General features: G+C 56.0%; 14 protein-coding genes and 1 other RNA gene. 4 read left to right on the forward strand and 11 right to left on the reverse strand.

Annotation, left to right across the window (positions count from 1 at the left end; translation table 11 throughout):
* Positions 1-47 precede the first annotated feature (47 nt).
* The 6 genes from gcvH to AC2LB6_RS16325 form a co-directional block, all read right to left on the reverse strand.
* Complete coding sequence (gcvH, locus tag AC2LB6_RS16300; RefSeq protein WP_490094289.1) at positions 48-434, reverse strand: glycine cleavage system protein GcvH; 387 nt, start codon at positions 432-434, stop codon at positions 48-50.
* A gap of 23 nt (positions 435-457) precedes the next feature.
* Positions 458-1,555 carry a glycine cleavage system aminomethyltransferase GcvT gene (gcvT, locus tag AC2LB6_RS16305; protein WP_490094290.1) on the reverse strand — a complete coding sequence of 366 codons (1,098 nt, stop codon included), beginning with the start codon at positions 1,553-1,555 and terminating at the stop codon, positions 458-460.
* 431 nt (positions 1,556-1,986) lie between these two features.
* Positions 1,987-3,189: an FAD-dependent 2-octaprenylphenol hydroxylase gene (gene ubiI / locus AC2LB6_RS16310; protein ID WP_490094291.1), complete on the reverse strand. Its 1,203-nt coding sequence runs from the start codon at positions 3,187-3,189 to the stop codon at positions 1,987-1,989.
* A gap of 13 nt (positions 3,190-3,202) precedes the next feature.
* Positions 3,203-4,381 (reverse strand): 2-octaprenyl-6-methoxyphenyl hydroxylase, encoded by a 1,179-nt coding sequence (ubiH, locus tag AC2LB6_RS16315; protein WP_490094292.1) that lies wholly within the window; start codon positions 4,379-4,381, stop codon positions 3,203-3,205.
* Positions 4,378-5,700 (reverse strand): Xaa-Pro aminopeptidase, encoded by a 1,323-nt coding sequence (pepP, locus tag AC2LB6_RS16320; RefSeq protein WP_490094293.1) that lies wholly within the window; start codon positions 5,698-5,700, stop codon positions 4,378-4,380. The genes ubiH and pepP overlap by 4 nt, the downstream gene beginning before the upstream one ends.
* A 46-nt stretch (positions 5,701-5,746) precedes the next feature.
* Positions 5,747-6,325 (reverse strand): YecA/YgfB family protein, encoded by a 579-nt coding sequence (locus AC2LB6_RS16325; protein WP_490094294.1) that lies wholly within the window; start codon positions 6,323-6,325, stop codon positions 5,747-5,749.
* A gap of 170 nt (positions 6,326-6,495) precedes the next feature.
* On the opposite strand from AC2LB6_RS16325, the gene zapA reads away from it, so the two are divergent.
* The 3 genes from zapA to AC2LB6_RS16340 all read left to right on the forward strand — a co-directional run bounded on the left by zapA (position 6,496) and on the right by AC2LB6_RS16340 (position 7,734).
* Positions 6,496-6,825 (forward strand): cell division protein ZapA, encoded by a 330-nt coding sequence (gene zapA, locus AC2LB6_RS16330; RefSeq protein WP_090965854.1) that lies wholly within the window; start codon positions 6,496-6,498, stop codon positions 6,823-6,825.
* A 39-nt stretch (positions 6,826-6,864) separates the two neighbouring features.
* A non-coding RNA gene (gene ssrS, locus AC2LB6_RS16335) (6S RNA) lies at positions 6,865-7,047 on the forward strand.
* 93 nt (positions 7,048-7,140) lie between these two features.
* On the forward strand, positions 7,141-7,734 hold the full coding sequence (locus AC2LB6_RS16340) for a 5-formyltetrahydrofolate cyclo-ligase (RefSeq protein WP_490094307.1): 594 nt from the start codon (positions 7,141-7,143) through the stop codon (positions 7,732-7,734).
* A gap of 266 nt (positions 7,735-8,000) precedes the next feature.
* On the opposite strand, the gene serA is transcribed toward AC2LB6_RS16340, so the two are convergent.
* Positions 8,001-9,239: a phosphoglycerate dehydrogenase gene (gene serA / locus AC2LB6_RS16345; protein ID WP_490094295.1), complete on the reverse strand. Its 1,239-nt coding sequence runs from the start codon at positions 9,237-9,239 to the stop codon at positions 8,001-8,003.
* 279 nt (positions 9,240-9,518) lie between these two features.
* Entirely contained in the window at positions 9,519-10,178 is a 660-nt protein-coding gene (gene rpiA, locus AC2LB6_RS16350; protein ID WP_490094296.1) for a ribose-5-phosphate isomerase RpiA, read from the reverse strand.
* Positions 10,179-10,360: 182 nt separating this feature from the next.
* On the opposite strand from rpiA, the gene AC2LB6_RS16355 reads away from it, so the two are divergent.
* On the forward strand, positions 10,361-11,266 hold the full coding sequence (locus AC2LB6_RS16355; RefSeq protein ID WP_009087111.1) for a LysR family transcriptional regulator ArgP: 906 nt from the start codon (positions 10,361-10,363) through the stop codon (positions 11,264-11,266).
* 32 nt (positions 11,267-11,298) lie between these two features.
* On the opposite strand, the gene AC2LB6_RS16360 is transcribed toward AC2LB6_RS16355, so the two are convergent.
* From AC2LB6_RS16360 to mscS, 3 genes are all read right to left on the reverse strand, one after another.
* Positions 11,299-12,021, reverse strand: coding sequence for an oxidative stress defense protein (locus tag AC2LB6_RS16360; protein ID WP_090965860.1), 723 nt, complete (start codon positions 12,019-12,021; stop codon positions 11,299-11,301).
* 144 nt (positions 12,022-12,165) lie between these two features.
* A complete protein-coding gene (gene argO / locus AC2LB6_RS16365) occupies positions 12,166-12,789 on the reverse strand; it encodes an arginine exporter ArgO (protein WP_490094297.1) in 624 nt (207 codons plus the stop codon).
* A 133-nt stretch (positions 12,790-12,922) separates the two neighbouring features.
* Positions 12,923-13,795, reverse strand: coding sequence for a small-conductance mechanosensitive channel MscS (mscS, locus tag AC2LB6_RS16370; protein ID WP_490094298.1), 873 nt, complete (start codon positions 13,793-13,795; stop codon positions 12,923-12,925).
* Positions 13,796-13,805: the final 10 nt, after the last annotated feature.

The raw sequence follows: 13,805 nt of genomic DNA on the forward strand, positions 1-13,805 counted from the left end.
GGAGAGCAAACAGAAATCTGCGGCCTCTGCACGAGGCCGCCTGACGACTACTCGTCGATGGAGGCTTTATAAGCATCCGCATCCAGCAGCGTGTCGATTTCAGACGCGTCGCTGGCTTTAATTTTAAATAACCAGCCGCCGTCATAAGGCTCGCTGTTGACCTGCTCCGGTGAGTCAGTCAGTGCTTCGTTGACCGCGACAATCTCACCGCTGATTGGCGCATAGATATCTGAAGCCGCTTTAACGGATTCTGCGACCGCGCACTCTTCACCGGCGGCAAACGTCGCGCCCACATCAGGCAGATCGACAAATACCATGTCGCCCAGTAATTCCTGCGCATGTTCAGTAATCCCCACCGTGTAGCTGCCATCGGCTTCTTTGCGCACCCATTCGTGGCTGTCGCGGTACTTCAACGTATTCGGCACATTGCTCATTGGCCATTTCTCCTGAATAAAATTTACTGGGCGACCGGTTTACCGGCGCGGACAAAAACGGGACGGGTAACCTGGACGGGCATCTGGCGGTTACGGATCTCAACGATGGCGGTGCTGCCGACGGAGGCCGGTACACGCGCCAGAGCGATGCTGCAACCCAGTGTCGGTGAGAAAGAGCCACTGGTGATGATCCCCTCCTGCGGCTGCCCCTGGTCATCGGTGAAACGCACCGGCTGGCCGTTACGCAGCACCCCTTTTTCTGTGAGGATCAGCCCCACCAGTTTTTCGGCGTCGCGTTCACGCTGCAGTTCCAGTGCTTCCCGACCAATGAAATCGCGGTCAGCGGGTTCCCAGCACACTGTCCAGCCCATGTTGGCAGCCAGCGGTGAAACGCCTTCGTCCATCTCCTGACCATACAGATTCATACCCGCTTCCAGACGCAGCGTGTCGCGTGCGCCCAGTCCAGCAGGTTTTACACCAGCAGCCAGCAGACGCTGCCAGAAATCGGCCGCCTCACCTGCAGGCATCGCAATTTCATATCCCGCTTCACCGGTGTAGCCGGTGGTAGCGATAAACAGGTCACCTGACTGCACACCGAAAAAGGGCTTCATGCCAGCAACAGCCTGACGCTGCTCCTCGCTGAACAGTGTCTGAGCTTTCTGCTGCGCCTGTGGGCCCTGCACAGCAATCAGCGCCAGGTCATCGCGTTCCGTCAGCGTAATGCCATAGCCCTGCGCGTGTTGCGTGATCCAGGCAAGATCGTTTTCACGGGTCGCGGAGTTCACCACCAGCCGGAAGAACTCTTCGCTCATAAAGTAAACAATCAAATCGTCAATGACGCCACCCGAAGCATTCAGCATCCCGGTATAGAGCGCTTTGCCTGGCTGCGTCAGTTTTGCCACATCATTCGCCAGCAGGTAGCGCAGGAATTCGCGGGTACGGGGGCCTGTCAGGTCGACGATGGTCATGTGAGAGACATCAAACATCCCGGCGTCGGTTCGCACCACATGATGTTCATCCATCTGGGAGCCATAGTGCAGCGGCATCATCCAGCCATGAAAATCCACCATGCGGGCACCGCAGGCCTGATGCTGTTCAAACAGAGGTGTTTGCTGAGTCATAACCATCCTGTGCAGAAGCGAGTGAGTGCAAAAGTGCGCCGGAATTCAGTGCCGACGCAAACGTTCTCTTACGGCTGACGTTACCACCGAATCTGACGATTAACCATAAGCAAACCGGGGTCGAAAGCAGAGGCACAGCCTAACCAGGAACCGCTGCTGGCAGGATAAAAAACTGCAATTTTGTGATTAATCGCGCAATAAATGCAGGGTTTTTAAATATACGCAGCAAATTTATGCGAGATGCCGTTCAGGATGTTAAAAAAATCCCGCTGTCACTGAAGGGGAAGATGAGAAAAAGTAATGCGAAATTGCTCGCAAAATTAGAATAAATCAAACGAAGACCCCTGCTGGTGCAGCGTTGCCTTTTGGTGGTGCAGAGGAGTTCAGGCATAAAAAAGCCAGCAGATGCTGGCTTATCAGGAGGCGTGGATTTAGCGTAGCCAGGCGGGTAGATCATTCAGGCCCATCGCCTGCTTCAGCATTATAGGTTTTACCCCTGGCAGACGATCAGCCAGCTTCAGACCGACGTCACGCAGCAGTTTTTTCGCCGGATTATTGCCGGCGAACATCTCCCGGAAGCCTTGCATGCCTGCCAGCATCATTGCGGCCCTGTGTTTACGGCTGCGCTCGTAGCGACGCAGGTAGAGGTGCTGACCAATATCTTTGCCCTGCTGATGCAGACGACGAATCTCACCAATCAACTCGGCGGCGTCCATAAAGCCAAGGTTTACGCCCTGCCCCGCCAGCGGATGAATGGTGTGAGCCGCATCGCCCACCAGCGCCAGACGGTGTGCCGCAAAGTTGCGGGCATAACGCGCTACCAGCGGGAACGATTTGCGCTCGCTTTCCAGCTTGCACAGCCCGAGCCGCATATCAAATGCCACCGAGAGCTGCTGATTGAACAGCGCTTCCGGCATGGTTTCCAGACGGCTCGCTTCCTGCGGCGAGAGCGACCAGACGATGGAGCTCAGATGCGGATCCTGCATTGGCAGGAAAGCCAGAATACCGTCGCCATGAAACACCTGCCGCGCCACCGCGTCGTGCGGCTTCTCAGTACGGACGTTAGCCACTAACGCATGGTGATCGTAATCCCAGAAGGTCAGCGGAATGTCGGCTTTGTTGCGCAGCCAGGAGTTAGCGCCATCAGCGGCAATCATTAATCGCGCGCTTAACATGCTGCCATCCTGCAGGGTAACAAAGGCTTCGTTGTCACCAAACGCCACCTGCTGTAACTGCGAGTGTGCCATTATCGTCACGTCGCTGCAGGCGCTGGCACGCTGCCAGAGCGCATGGTGGATCACCGGGTTTTCGATGATATGGCCCAGATGCGACAAGCCCTGCTGCTCATCATCGAAAGCGATGGCGCCGAAGCTGTCCTTATCCCACACTTCCATGCCGTGATACGCGCTGGCACGCAGTGAGAGTATGGTCGACCAGACATCCAGCTTCTGCAGCAGCCGTTCGCTGGCGGCGTTGATTGCCGACACGCGAATTGACGGGGACGCACTCAGCGCCAACGGTGGCTCCGGCGATTTTTCCAGTACGGCGATGCGCAGTCCGCTGCCCTGCAAGCCGCAGGCCACAGCGAGTCCCACCATACCGCCACCGGCAATCACCACATCAAAAGTTTGCATCTGAGCCTCTTTATTAACGCTTAACCCAGCCAAGCGTACGCTCAGCCAGTTGATTTCGTAGCCACGGCAGATGATCCATCGCCAGCAGGCCCAGGTTACGTCCTGCCACCATCGGACCATAGCGATTCGCAAAAACGCGAACCAGTCCGTCGGTGATACCGATGGTGGCGGCGCGATCGGGCTGACGACGCTGCTGATAATGATGCAGCACTGCATAGCTGCCCGGATCCTGCTGTTGACGATGGGCGGCGGCCAGCGTTTCAGCCAGCGACATCACATCGCGCAGGCCGAGGTTAAAGCCCTGCCCGGCAATCGGATGCAGCGTCTGCGCCGCATTGCCCATCACCGCCACGCGATGCGTCACCGGCGACATCGCCTGGTGCAGCGCCAGCGGGTAATACTCGCGCTGGCCGGTGTGCGTGAATTTGCCCAGCCGCCAGCCAAAAGCACGTTGCAGCTGGCTCAGGAATTCGGATTCGCTCCACTGCTCAATGCGTTCACGCTGCGAAAGCGGATGACACCAGACCAGCGAGAGACGGTTGCCGGACATCGGCAGCAGCGCCAGCGGGCCGTGCTCCGTGAAACGCTCAAACGCCCGGCCCTGATGGGGCAGCGCGGTTGAGACATTGGCAATCACGGCGAGCTGCTGATAGTCGTCCCGTTGCCACTGAATGCCGCACGAGGCGGCCAGCGCAGAGCGCGTGCCATCTGCTGCCACCAGCAGTTTGCCGCTGAGTTGCTCGCCACTGTCCAGCGTCACCTCAACCTGCTGTTCACTACGGTGTGCCTGGGTGACGCGCGCCGGGCAGCGCAGCGTCACGCCTGGCGCTTTTTTCAGTTCAGCAAACAGCCGCTGACCGACGTCAAACAGCTCGACCACCTGTCCCAGCGCCGGAATAGCGTAATCAGTCGCCGCCATCGACACAAAGCCGGAATGTCCGCGATCGGAGACATGGATGTCGGTAATCGGTGTGGCACAACGGGCGATGTGCTGCCACAGGTTGATGTCCGCCAGCTGCTGGCAGGTTCCGGCAGAGAGCGCAATGGCGCGGCCATCGAAACCGGGATGCGCTCTGCTGCCTGGCTCGCTGCTTTCAATCAGCGTTACCGGCAGTGTGCCCTGGGTCAGATGAGAGATCGCCAGCGCCAGCGTCGCCCCGGTCATGCCGCCTCCGGCAATCAGAATCGTCATGCCTGTTTTGCCGCCGCCATCAGTGCTTCAATCTCATCGGCTTCTTTCACGACGCTGTCGGTGAGATTCTCAATGCCATCTTCAGTGATGACAATGTCATCTTCGATTCGGATGCCGATGCCGCGATACTGAGCGGGCACATCCGCATCCGGTCCGATATAAAGACCCGGCTCAACGGTTAACACCATGCCCGGTTCCAGAATCCGGTCGCGACTTGGGGTGCCGTAGTGACCGACGTCATGAACATCCAGCCCCAGCCAGTGGCCCAGTCCATGCATATAGAACTGGCGATGCACGTCCTCGGCGATCAGGGTATCGATGTCGCCCTCCAGGATACCCAGTTCCACCAGACCGGTGATCATGATGCGCACCACTTCGTCATTCACTTCGCGAATACTGACGCCAGGCCGGAACATCTCAAGCGATCGCTTCAGCGAAGCCAGCACGATGTCATAAATGGCACGCTGCGCCGGGCTGAATCTGCCGTTAACCGGGAAGGTGCGGGTGATATCACCGGCATAGCCGTGGAACTCACAGCCTGCATCGATGAGCACCAGATCACCGTCGCGCATTTCACTTTCGTTTTCGGTGTAGTGCAGAATGCAGCCGTTCTCCCCGGCACCCACAATGGTGTTATAGGAGGGATAACGCGCGCCGTGACGGGTAAATTCGTGATGGATTTCTCCTTCGAGCTGATACTCGAACATGCCCGGCTGGCAGGTTTGCATGGCACGGATATGCGCCAGTGCGCTGATTTCCCCAGCGCGACGTAACAGCGCAATTTCATCCGCATCTTTAAACAGGCGCATCTCATGCACCCACGGACGCCAGTCAGTGAGGGTATCGGGCGCACTGAGATGCTGGCGGAAGCCGCGACGCAGCTTATCCAGCGCGCTGAACACCAGTGTGTCCGCGTGGGCATATTCGCCCTGCGCATGGTAAACCACATCCAGGCCATTCAGCAGCAGGTGCAGCTGGTCATCAATATCATTCCAGGGTAAAGCGCGATCCACGCCCAGTTTATCAGGTGCGGCCTCCTGGCCCAGCCGACGGCCAGACCAGACTTCCGCTGCGGGGTCACGCACGCGGTTAAACAGTACGCTGTGGTTATGATTTTCATCGCTTTTGATCAGCACAAGCAGCGCCTGCGGCTCATTAAAACCGGTGAAATAGCTGAAGTCGCTGCTCTGGCGGAACGGATATTCCGTGTCATTACTGCGCGTCACTTCAGGCGCAGCAAAAATCAGCGCTGCGCTGCCAGGCACCATCTTCGCCAGCAGCGCCTGACGACGCTGCAGGTATCGTTCCAGTGAAATCATCTCTGCACTCCCTGTAAACTGACCGGTTAAACTCGTTGACCTGAAATTAGTGTAGCGTCGGTTTTTGCACTTCTGGCGCGGTTGGCTGCGGACGGGTGAAGGTATCGTGGCACAGCAGTGCAGCGACACGCACATACTCGATCACCTCTTCCAGCGACTGCTCCAGCTCTTCCTGGTCTTCATCTTCTTCATAACCGAGCTGTGCGATAGTGCGCAGATCATCGATTGCTTCACCGGTTTCGCCGGTGACTTTATCCAGTTTAGGCTGTGTTACGCCCAGGCCGAGCAGAAAATGGTTAACCCATCCTGCCAGCGCATCCGCACGGTCAAAGACAGTGATGTCTTCGTCTGCAGGCAGCATTAACTGAAACAGGAAACCGTCATCTTCCAGCGTAGTGGCCGTGTGCTCGTGCAGCGCCGCCAGCGGCACCGCGAGAGTGTGTGAAAACGCCATGCCTTCGTTAGCCAGATCGTGTACCAGCGTCTTCCAGCTGGTGTCCTGGTTACCGCCGCAGAGGATCCCGCTCAGCAGGCCGTGCATTTCAGCGGGCGTCATTCCAACACCCTGCTGTGTGAGCACCGTCGCGAGCGCGTTGTAATCGGGGGTTGCGTTCTGTAAGGACATAAGTTTTCATCGTCGTTGGCAGAATAAGTTCGTGTTATGCTACCACTAGCTGCCTCAAGGTTTCCAGAAAAGGGGTTGTATCTTATTTCGTGGGTCTATATAGTTGCCCGCCTCCCAAGCCATTGACTGCTAAGGGAGTTGCGAGCGAAGTAATCAGTCAGGAAGGTGGCATGTCTGCACAACCGGTAGATTTACAAATTTTTGGTCGTTCGTTGAGAGTGAATTGTCCGCCAGAGCAGCAAGATGCGCTCAATAGCGCGGCTGAAGATCTCAATCAACGGTTGCAAGATCTAAAAGTTCGCACTAGAGTCACCAATACAGAACAACTGGTGTTCATCGCCGCGTTAAACGTCTGCCACGAGCTGGCGCAAGAGAAAGTGAAAACGCGGGATTATGCTGCTAATATGGAACAGCGTATCCGTATGTTGCAGCAGACGATTGAACAGGCATTAGTTGAGCAGGGTCGTATCTCTGATCGTGAGGGTGCGAAGTTCGAATAAAACTTCATGGTTGCTATACTCAAGTAACGGTGAGGTAAATTTTCTCTGAGATGTTTGCATGTGGGCCAGTCCCCTGAGCCGATATTTCGAAAAAACAGAATGTGACGCTCGTAACCTGTGTGCATGCTCGGTTCGTCCGAGAAGCCTGATGGTTATGACGGCATGTTCACCTTGAACCAAGGGTTCAAGGGTTACAGCCTACGGCGGCATCTCGGAGATCTCTCTTCCTGTAGTACCTGCTTTCTTCCCCATACCGACATGTTATAGTCGCTGTTCAGCGACTTATCCGGCGGGGAAATCATGTCTGAATCTTCCATGTCATCATCTTCAATGATACAGCGTCAGGTCATCCGTCAGCAGGTACGCCATCTGCGTCGTGCGATGACTGATGATCAGCAGGCCCAGGCGGCCGAACAACTTGCTGAACTCGCCCTTAACTACGCTCCGATCACTACCGCGCGCAATATTGCCCTGTTCCTGTCGGTTGATGGTGAGCTGAATACCCGTCCGCTGATTGCCAGGCTCTGGCATATGAAGAAAGCGGTCTATCTGCCGGTCTTGCACCCCTTCTCCCCCGGTAATCTACTGTTTCTGCGCTACTCGTCCGATACCCCATTGCACACCAATAAACTACGTATTCCTGAACCGCCGCTGGATATCCGGCAGTTGATCACGCTTGATCAGCTGGATCTGATGATGGTGCCATTGGTGGCGTTTGATCAGCATGGGCAGCGTCTTGGGATGGGCGGAGGCTTCTACGATCGCACCCTGCAGAACTGGCGGCAGCATGGCTTTTTGCCGGTCGGTCTGGCACACGATTGTCAGCAGGTCGATAGTCTGCCGGTGGCAGAATGGGATGTGCCTTTGCCAGCGGTAATGACGCCGTCAAAACTCTGGCAGTGGGAGTAGCAGAGCCGCTTTTTCAGACAAGTGAAAACCCATACCTGGGCGCATCTGGCAGCAATGAAATAGCTCAACGCGCAGGGAACATGGTCAGAAAAGGAAAGCGTCCCGCGCAAGGGACTGCGCGGGCCGAGCATGCCATGGATGGCGGCTTTTGCGTCTTTCCGATCTGGCCGTGTTCTCTTCGCAGTCTCGGTCTTACAGCAAATCGGGACAGCCTGTATTAACTACCTGAAGAGACGCGACTAAGCGACTATTCAGGTTAGTAGCGCTTAGTAAAGCAGACGGGCGCGAATAGTACCCGGAATCGCCTTCATCAGCTGCAGCGCGTTCTCTGCCACTTCTGGTTCTGCATCAATGTCGATAACCACATAACCCATAAACGGCGAGGTTTGCAGATACTGAGCGGCGATGTTGATGCCCTGCTCTGCGAAAATCTGGTTAATGGCCGTCAGCACGCCTGGACGGTTTTCATGGATGTGCAGCAGACGACTGGCGCTGATACCGTGGATCGGCAACGACACTTCCGGGAAGTTAACAGCCGAGAGAGTCGAGCCGTTATCGGAGTATTTCGCCAGCTTGCCCGCCACTTCAATCCCGATATTTTCCTGCGCTTCTTCCGTCGATCCGCCAATGTGCGGCGTCAGAATCACGTTGTCGAATTCGCTCAGTGGAGAGATAAACGGCTCGCTGTTGGTGGCTGGCTCGGTCGGGAAGACGTCGATGGCTGCGCCACCCACATGCTTGCTGGCCAGCGCATCACACAGCGCCGGGATATCGACCACGGTGCCGCGTGAGGCGTTAATCAGCAGCGCGCCAGGTTTCATCTGCGCCAGCTGTTCTGCACCGATCATATCCTGTGTAGAAGCAGTTTCCGGCACGTGCAGGCTGACAACGTCGCTCATGTTGAGCAGGTCTGCCAGATGGCGTACCTGCGTGGCATTACCCAGCGGCAGCTTGTTTTCAATGTCGTAGAAGAAAACATGCATACCCAGGCTTTCTGCCAGCACGCCCAGCTGCATCCCGATATGACCGTAACCGATGATACCCAGCTTTTTGCCACGCGCTTCAAATGAGCCTTTGGCAATCTTATTCCAGATGCCACGGTGTGCTTTCGCATTCGCTTCGGGGATGCCACGCAGCATCAGCAGCATTTCACCAATCACCAGCTCCGCAACTGAGCGGGTATTTGAGAACGGCGCATTGAACACCGGAATCCCCCGGCTGGCAGCGGCCTGCAGATCAACCTGATTGGTGCCGATACAGAAACAGCCAACGGCGACCAGCTTTTCAGCCGCCGCAAAAATCTCTTCAGTGAGCTGGGTGCGGGAACGGATACCAATGAAGTGTGCATCGCGGATCGATGCTTTTAACGCGTCGGAGTCCAGCGCGCCCTTGTGGAATTCGATGTTGGTATAGCCTGCAGCTCGCAGGTTCTCCAGCGCGCTCTGATGCACACCTTCCACCAGCAGGAACTTAATCTTATCTTTTTCCAGTGATACCTTTGCCATTTCCCGATCCTATTCAGCATTCAATGAGGACTACCATAAGCCAGCCTTCTGTCAAAATATCAAAAAAATCGCGTCCGGCAATACAAACGATTGCCCGGCAGCCAGCACGGCAACAGCTGACAGCCGCACATTGCCGGACAAAATCATGAGGTCGGCGGAGATGAGAGAACGAACCCACTGCCGATGGCGCTTATGTGACATAAGTCACCAAATTTCACCAGCGCGAGAAAAGATGATTTGCAGGCAGAAATAACCGGCGCCTTTGCGGCGCCAGACAGATCATTTTTTAATGGTTTTCACTCCATCAGGCCCGCCAATCAGCGCGATATCGGCTCCGCGCGCGGCAAAAAGGCCGACAGTGACCACGCCAGGTAAGGCGTTGATGGCTTTTTCCAGCTCAATCGGATCGAGAATGCGCAGATTATGCACATCGAGAATAATGTTGCCGTTATCCGTGACCACGTTCTGACGATACTCAGGTAAGCCGCCCATTTTCACCAGCTGACGCGCCACATAGCTGCGCGCCATCGGAATCACTTCGACCGGCAGCGGGAAGCGGCCCAGTACATCCACCTCTTTTGAGGCGTCAGCGATACAGATAAAGGTCTCAGCCACTGCAGCCACAATCTTTTCACGCGTCAGCGCCGCGCCGCCGCCTTTAATCATCTGCATCTGTGGGTTGATCTCATCCGCGCCATCAACGTACACCGACAGCACATCAATCTCGTTCAGGTCGAACACCTGAATGCCCAGGCTTTTCAGCTTCTGGGTGGAGGCATCTGAGCTGGAGACGGCACCTTCGATCTGATGCCTGACCGTGGCAAGCGCATCGATAAAGTGGGCAGCGGTGGATCCGGTGCCTACGCCAACAACGGTGCCCGGCTGCACGTACTCAAGTGCAGCCCAGCCAACAGCTTTTTTCAGTTCATCCTGGGTCATGGTATGTTTAAAACCTGTGCGACAACGAAGTGCGCGTAGTATAAAACAAGGCTTGCTGAAAATGCTCGGCTGACCGACGTGGATTTATCGCTTTGGAAGCCAGCCCACAAAAAACAAGAGAGCCATCACAGGTGACACTTTTGTGGCATAGTGACATCCACCCTGAAGGAGAGAGAAGAATAATGAAACGCCCGGATTATCGAACGCTTCAGGCGCTGGATTCAGTGATCCGCGAACGCGGATTTGAGCGTGCCGCACAGAAGTTGTGTATCACTCAGTCGGCGGTTTCACAGCGTATTAAGCAGCTGGAGAACCTGTTTGGGCAGCCGCTGCTGGTGCGTACCGTGCCGCCGCGTCCGACCGAACAGGGTCAGAAACTGCTGGCGTTGCTGCATCAGGTGGAGCTGCTGGAAGAGGAGTGGCTGGGCGATGAGAACAGTGGTACTACGCCGCTGCTGCTGTCGCTGGCGGTCAACGCCGACAGTCTGGCGACCTGGCTGCTGCCTGCGCTGAAAGATGTGCTGGCAGATTCCCCCGTCCGCCTGAATCTGCAGGTCGAAGATGAAACCCGCACCCAGGAGCGCCTGCGTCGGGGTGAAGTAGTGGGCGCGGTGAGTATTCAGCCGCAGCCACTGCCAAGTTGCCTGGTAGATCAGCTCGGCGCGCTCGACTACCTTTTTGTAGCATCGCGCGACTTTGCCGATCGCTTCTTCCCCAATGGCGTCACCCGCTCTGCCCTGCTGAAAGCGCCTGCGGTAGCCTTTGATCATCTTGATGATATGCATCAGGCCTTTCTGCAGCAGAACTTTGACCTTTCACCCGGTAGCGTTCCCTGCCACATCGTGAACTCCTCTGAAGCCTTTGTGCAGATGGCGCGGCAGGGTTCGACCTGCTGTATGATCCCGCATCTGCAGATTGAGCGTGAGCTGGCGAGCGGTGAGTTAATCGATTTGACGCCGGGTCTGTATCAGCGCCGGATGCTCTACTGGCATCGGTTTGCGCCGGAAAGCCGGTTAATGCGTCGGGTAACCGATGCGCTGATTGCGCATGGACATCGGGTGCTGCGTCAGGATGACGTGGCAGCCTGAAAACAAAAACGGGGCGAAAGCCCCGTTTTGCATTATGGCGTGTTGGGCTTTATCTCAAACACCACATCTACCTGATCGTCAAAGTTGATGCTCTGCTGATCGTAAGTCTCCTGCGCCGTAGTATCTGCCGCTGCAGCCGCTTTATACATGCGGTTCATTGGCATCGGCTGATAGTTGGCAACCTGATAACGAATGCTGTAGATCGATCCCAGCTTCGCATTAAAGCCTTCAGCCAGTTCGGATGCCTGCTGAGTCGCGTTTTTGATCGCTGCTTTACGCGCCTGCTCTTTGTAGCTTTCCGGGTTTGCCACGCCTAACTCAACGCTGCGCACCTCATTCAGACCAGACTTAAGCGCCCCGTCCAGCAGATCATTCAGCTTGTCCAGCTGACGCAGGGTGACCTGTACCTGACGCACCGCACGGTAGCCTTTCAGTACCGATTTACCCTCTTTGGTGTAATCGTACTCTGGCTGCGTGCTCAGGTTAGCCGCATCAATATCTTTCTTCTCAATGCCGTTTTTCTGCAGAAAATCGAAGTACTGCGCAACCCGACTATCCGCCTGCTTCTTTGCATCTGCGGCATCTTTTGACGACACGTTCACCACGATAGAGAGCGTCGCGATATCGGGACGTGCATCGACCGTTGCCTTGCCTGAGGTCACCACGTGCGGTCCGTTCGGTAACTCATCAGCGTATACGCCAGGCAATGCCCCGGCGCTCATGATTGCGGCCAGAGCCAATGCTTTCAGTTTCATGAAAGTCCTCCTTGAAAAGGTCACTATGACGGCTTCCAACCGGCGAAGCCCAAAAGCGCATCGGTATGCGCCATGCTTTGAGTGGTCATTATGGCAAAAGTTCGCCCGCAGCGCGGCAATTACCGCCACGGATCGAGGCTGAGATCAAAAACCGGCAATCCCCTGGCGCGCCAGTTGCAGGGCGATAAACCACATCACTGCACCCACCAGCAGGTTAATAATGCGCTGGGCTTTGGCGGTGCGCAGGCGTGGTGAGAGCCACGCGGCCAGCAAAGCCAGACCAAAGAACCAGAGGATCGACGCGCTGATAGTACCCAGCGCGAACCACTGACGCGCTGTGGTGGTAGGCAACTGACCGCCAAGACTGCCCAGCACCACAAAGGTGTCGAGATAGACGTGCGGATTGAGCCAGGTTACCGCCAGCAGCGTCGCGATAATGCGTCCCCTGCTCTGCTTTAACGGCTCGCCATCCGCCAGATCGGCGTCACCACGAAAGGCGCTACGCAGCGCACCCCAGCCATACCAAAACAGAAACGCCACACCCGCCCAGGTGATCACCATCAGCAGCAGAGGAGACTGGCTCAGTAAGGCGCTGCCGCCAAAGATGCCGCCACATATCAGCAGAATATCGCTCAGCGAGCAAAGTGCCGCCGTCATCAGATGGTATTGACGCTTCACGCCCTGATTCATCACAAACGCGTTTTGTGGCCCCAGCGGCAGGATTAGCGCAGCACCCAAGGCAAGCCCCTGAAAGTAGAGAGATATCACAGAATTATGTCCTCACATGGTCAGATGTGGGGAAGTATAGAGAGAGAGGATGATTAGCGGAAATTGAAAGAATTAATCTGCCATTAGCAACATTAATGGGCGACAGAGGCCGCCCATTTAAAGATTACTGCGGCTAAACCTGCGTTTCTGCGGTTTCAGACGAGAATGTCTGATGCAGATGCACATCCATCTGCGGGTAAGGAATGCCGATGCCTTTTGAATCAAGCGCACGCTTGAAGTTCTTCAGCAGATCCCAGTAGACGTCCTGCAGATCGCTGCTGTTGCTCCAGCAACGCACCACGAAGTTCATTGAGGATGCTGCCAGTTCGTTAAGACCGATCTGAACCCCCTTCTCTTTCAGCACGCGGCTATCCGATTCAACCACCTGTTTCAGTAAGGCGATCACTTCATCTACATCCGCCTCGTAAGCCACGCCAATGATAAATTCATTGCGACGTACCGGCTCACGCGAGAAATTAACGATATTACCGCTGATGATCTTGCCGTTGGGCACCACTACAATTTTGCCGTCTGCCGTTCTCAGCGTGGTGGAGAAAATCTGCACTTGCAGCACGGTTCCCATTACGCCGCCCAGATCAACGAACTCGCCGCTGCGGAACGGACGGAAGGTGACCAGCAGGACGCCTGCAGCCAGGTTAGAGAGCGACCCCTGCAACGCCAGACCCACGGCCAGACCCGCAGCACCCAGCACGGCAATCACCGAGGCAGTCTGCACACCGATACGTCCCAGCGCCGCGATGATGGTGAAGGCGATAACACCATAGCGCACCAGCGCAGAGAGGAAGTCCGCCACGGTCGCATCGATGTGACGGGCGCGCAGCACGCGATTCACGGCATTAGAGATAATACGGGCGATAATCATCCCGATAATGATGATGGCGATAGCGGCAACGATATTCACGGCATAGCTGATGATCAGCGCCTGATTGCGAACCAGCCAGTTACCTGCGTTATTTAAGCCGTCGACGACGTGTAAATCTTCCATTAATAAGCCC

It is taken from the genome of Pantoea sp. RCC30.1, assembly GCF_058148845.1.

Excerpts from the sequence above, each read along its gene's own strand:
- gcvT (WP_490094290.1), bottom strand. The coding sequence starts at position 1,555 with ATGACTCAGCAAACACCTCTGTTTGAACAGCATCAGGCCTGCGGTGCC.
- rpiA (WP_490094296.1), bottom strand. The coding sequence starts at position 10,178 with ATGACCCAGGATGAACTGAAAAAAGCTGTTGGCTGGGCTGCACTTGAG.
- AC2LB6_RS16355 (WP_009087111.1), top strand. The coding sequence starts at position 10,361 with ATGAAACGCCCGGATTATCGAACGCTTCAGGCGCTGGATTCAGTGATC.
- gcvH (WP_490094289.1), bottom strand. The coding sequence starts at position 434 with ATGAGCAATGTGCCGAATACGTTGAAGTACCGCGACAGCCACGAATGG.
- mscS (WP_490094298.1), bottom strand. The coding sequence starts at position 13,795 with ATGGAAGATTTACACGTCGTCGACGGCTTAAATAACGCAGGTAACTGG.
- ubiI (WP_490094291.1), bottom strand. The coding sequence starts at position 3,189 with ATGCAAACTTTTGATGTGGTGATTGCCGGTGGCGGTATGGTGGGACTC.
- ubiH (WP_490094292.1), bottom strand. The coding sequence starts at position 4,381 with ATGACGATTCTGATTGCCGGAGGCGGCATGACCGGGGCGACGCTGGCG.
- zapA (WP_090965854.1), top strand. The coding sequence starts at position 6,496 with ATGTCTGCACAACCGGTAGATTTACAAATTTTTGGTCGTTCGTTGAGA.
- pepP (WP_490094293.1), bottom strand. The coding sequence starts at position 5,700 with ATGATTTCACTGGAACGATACCTGCAGCGTCGTCAGGCGCTGCTGGCG.
- AC2LB6_RS16360 (WP_090965860.1), bottom strand. The coding sequence starts at position 12,021 with ATGAAACTGAAAGCATTGGCTCTGGCCGCAATCATGAGCGCCGGGGCA.
- AC2LB6_RS16325 (WP_490094294.1), bottom strand. The coding sequence starts at position 6,325 with ATGTCCTTACAGAACGCAACCCCCGATTACAACGCGCTCGCGACGGTG.
- AC2LB6_RS16340 (WP_490094307.1), top strand. The coding sequence starts at position 7,141 with ATGTCATCATCTTCAATGATACAGCGTCAGGTCATCCGTCAGCAGGTA.
- serA (WP_490094295.1), bottom strand. The coding sequence starts at position 9,239 with ATGGCAAAGGTATCACTGGAAAAAGATAAGATTAAGTTCCTGCTGGTG.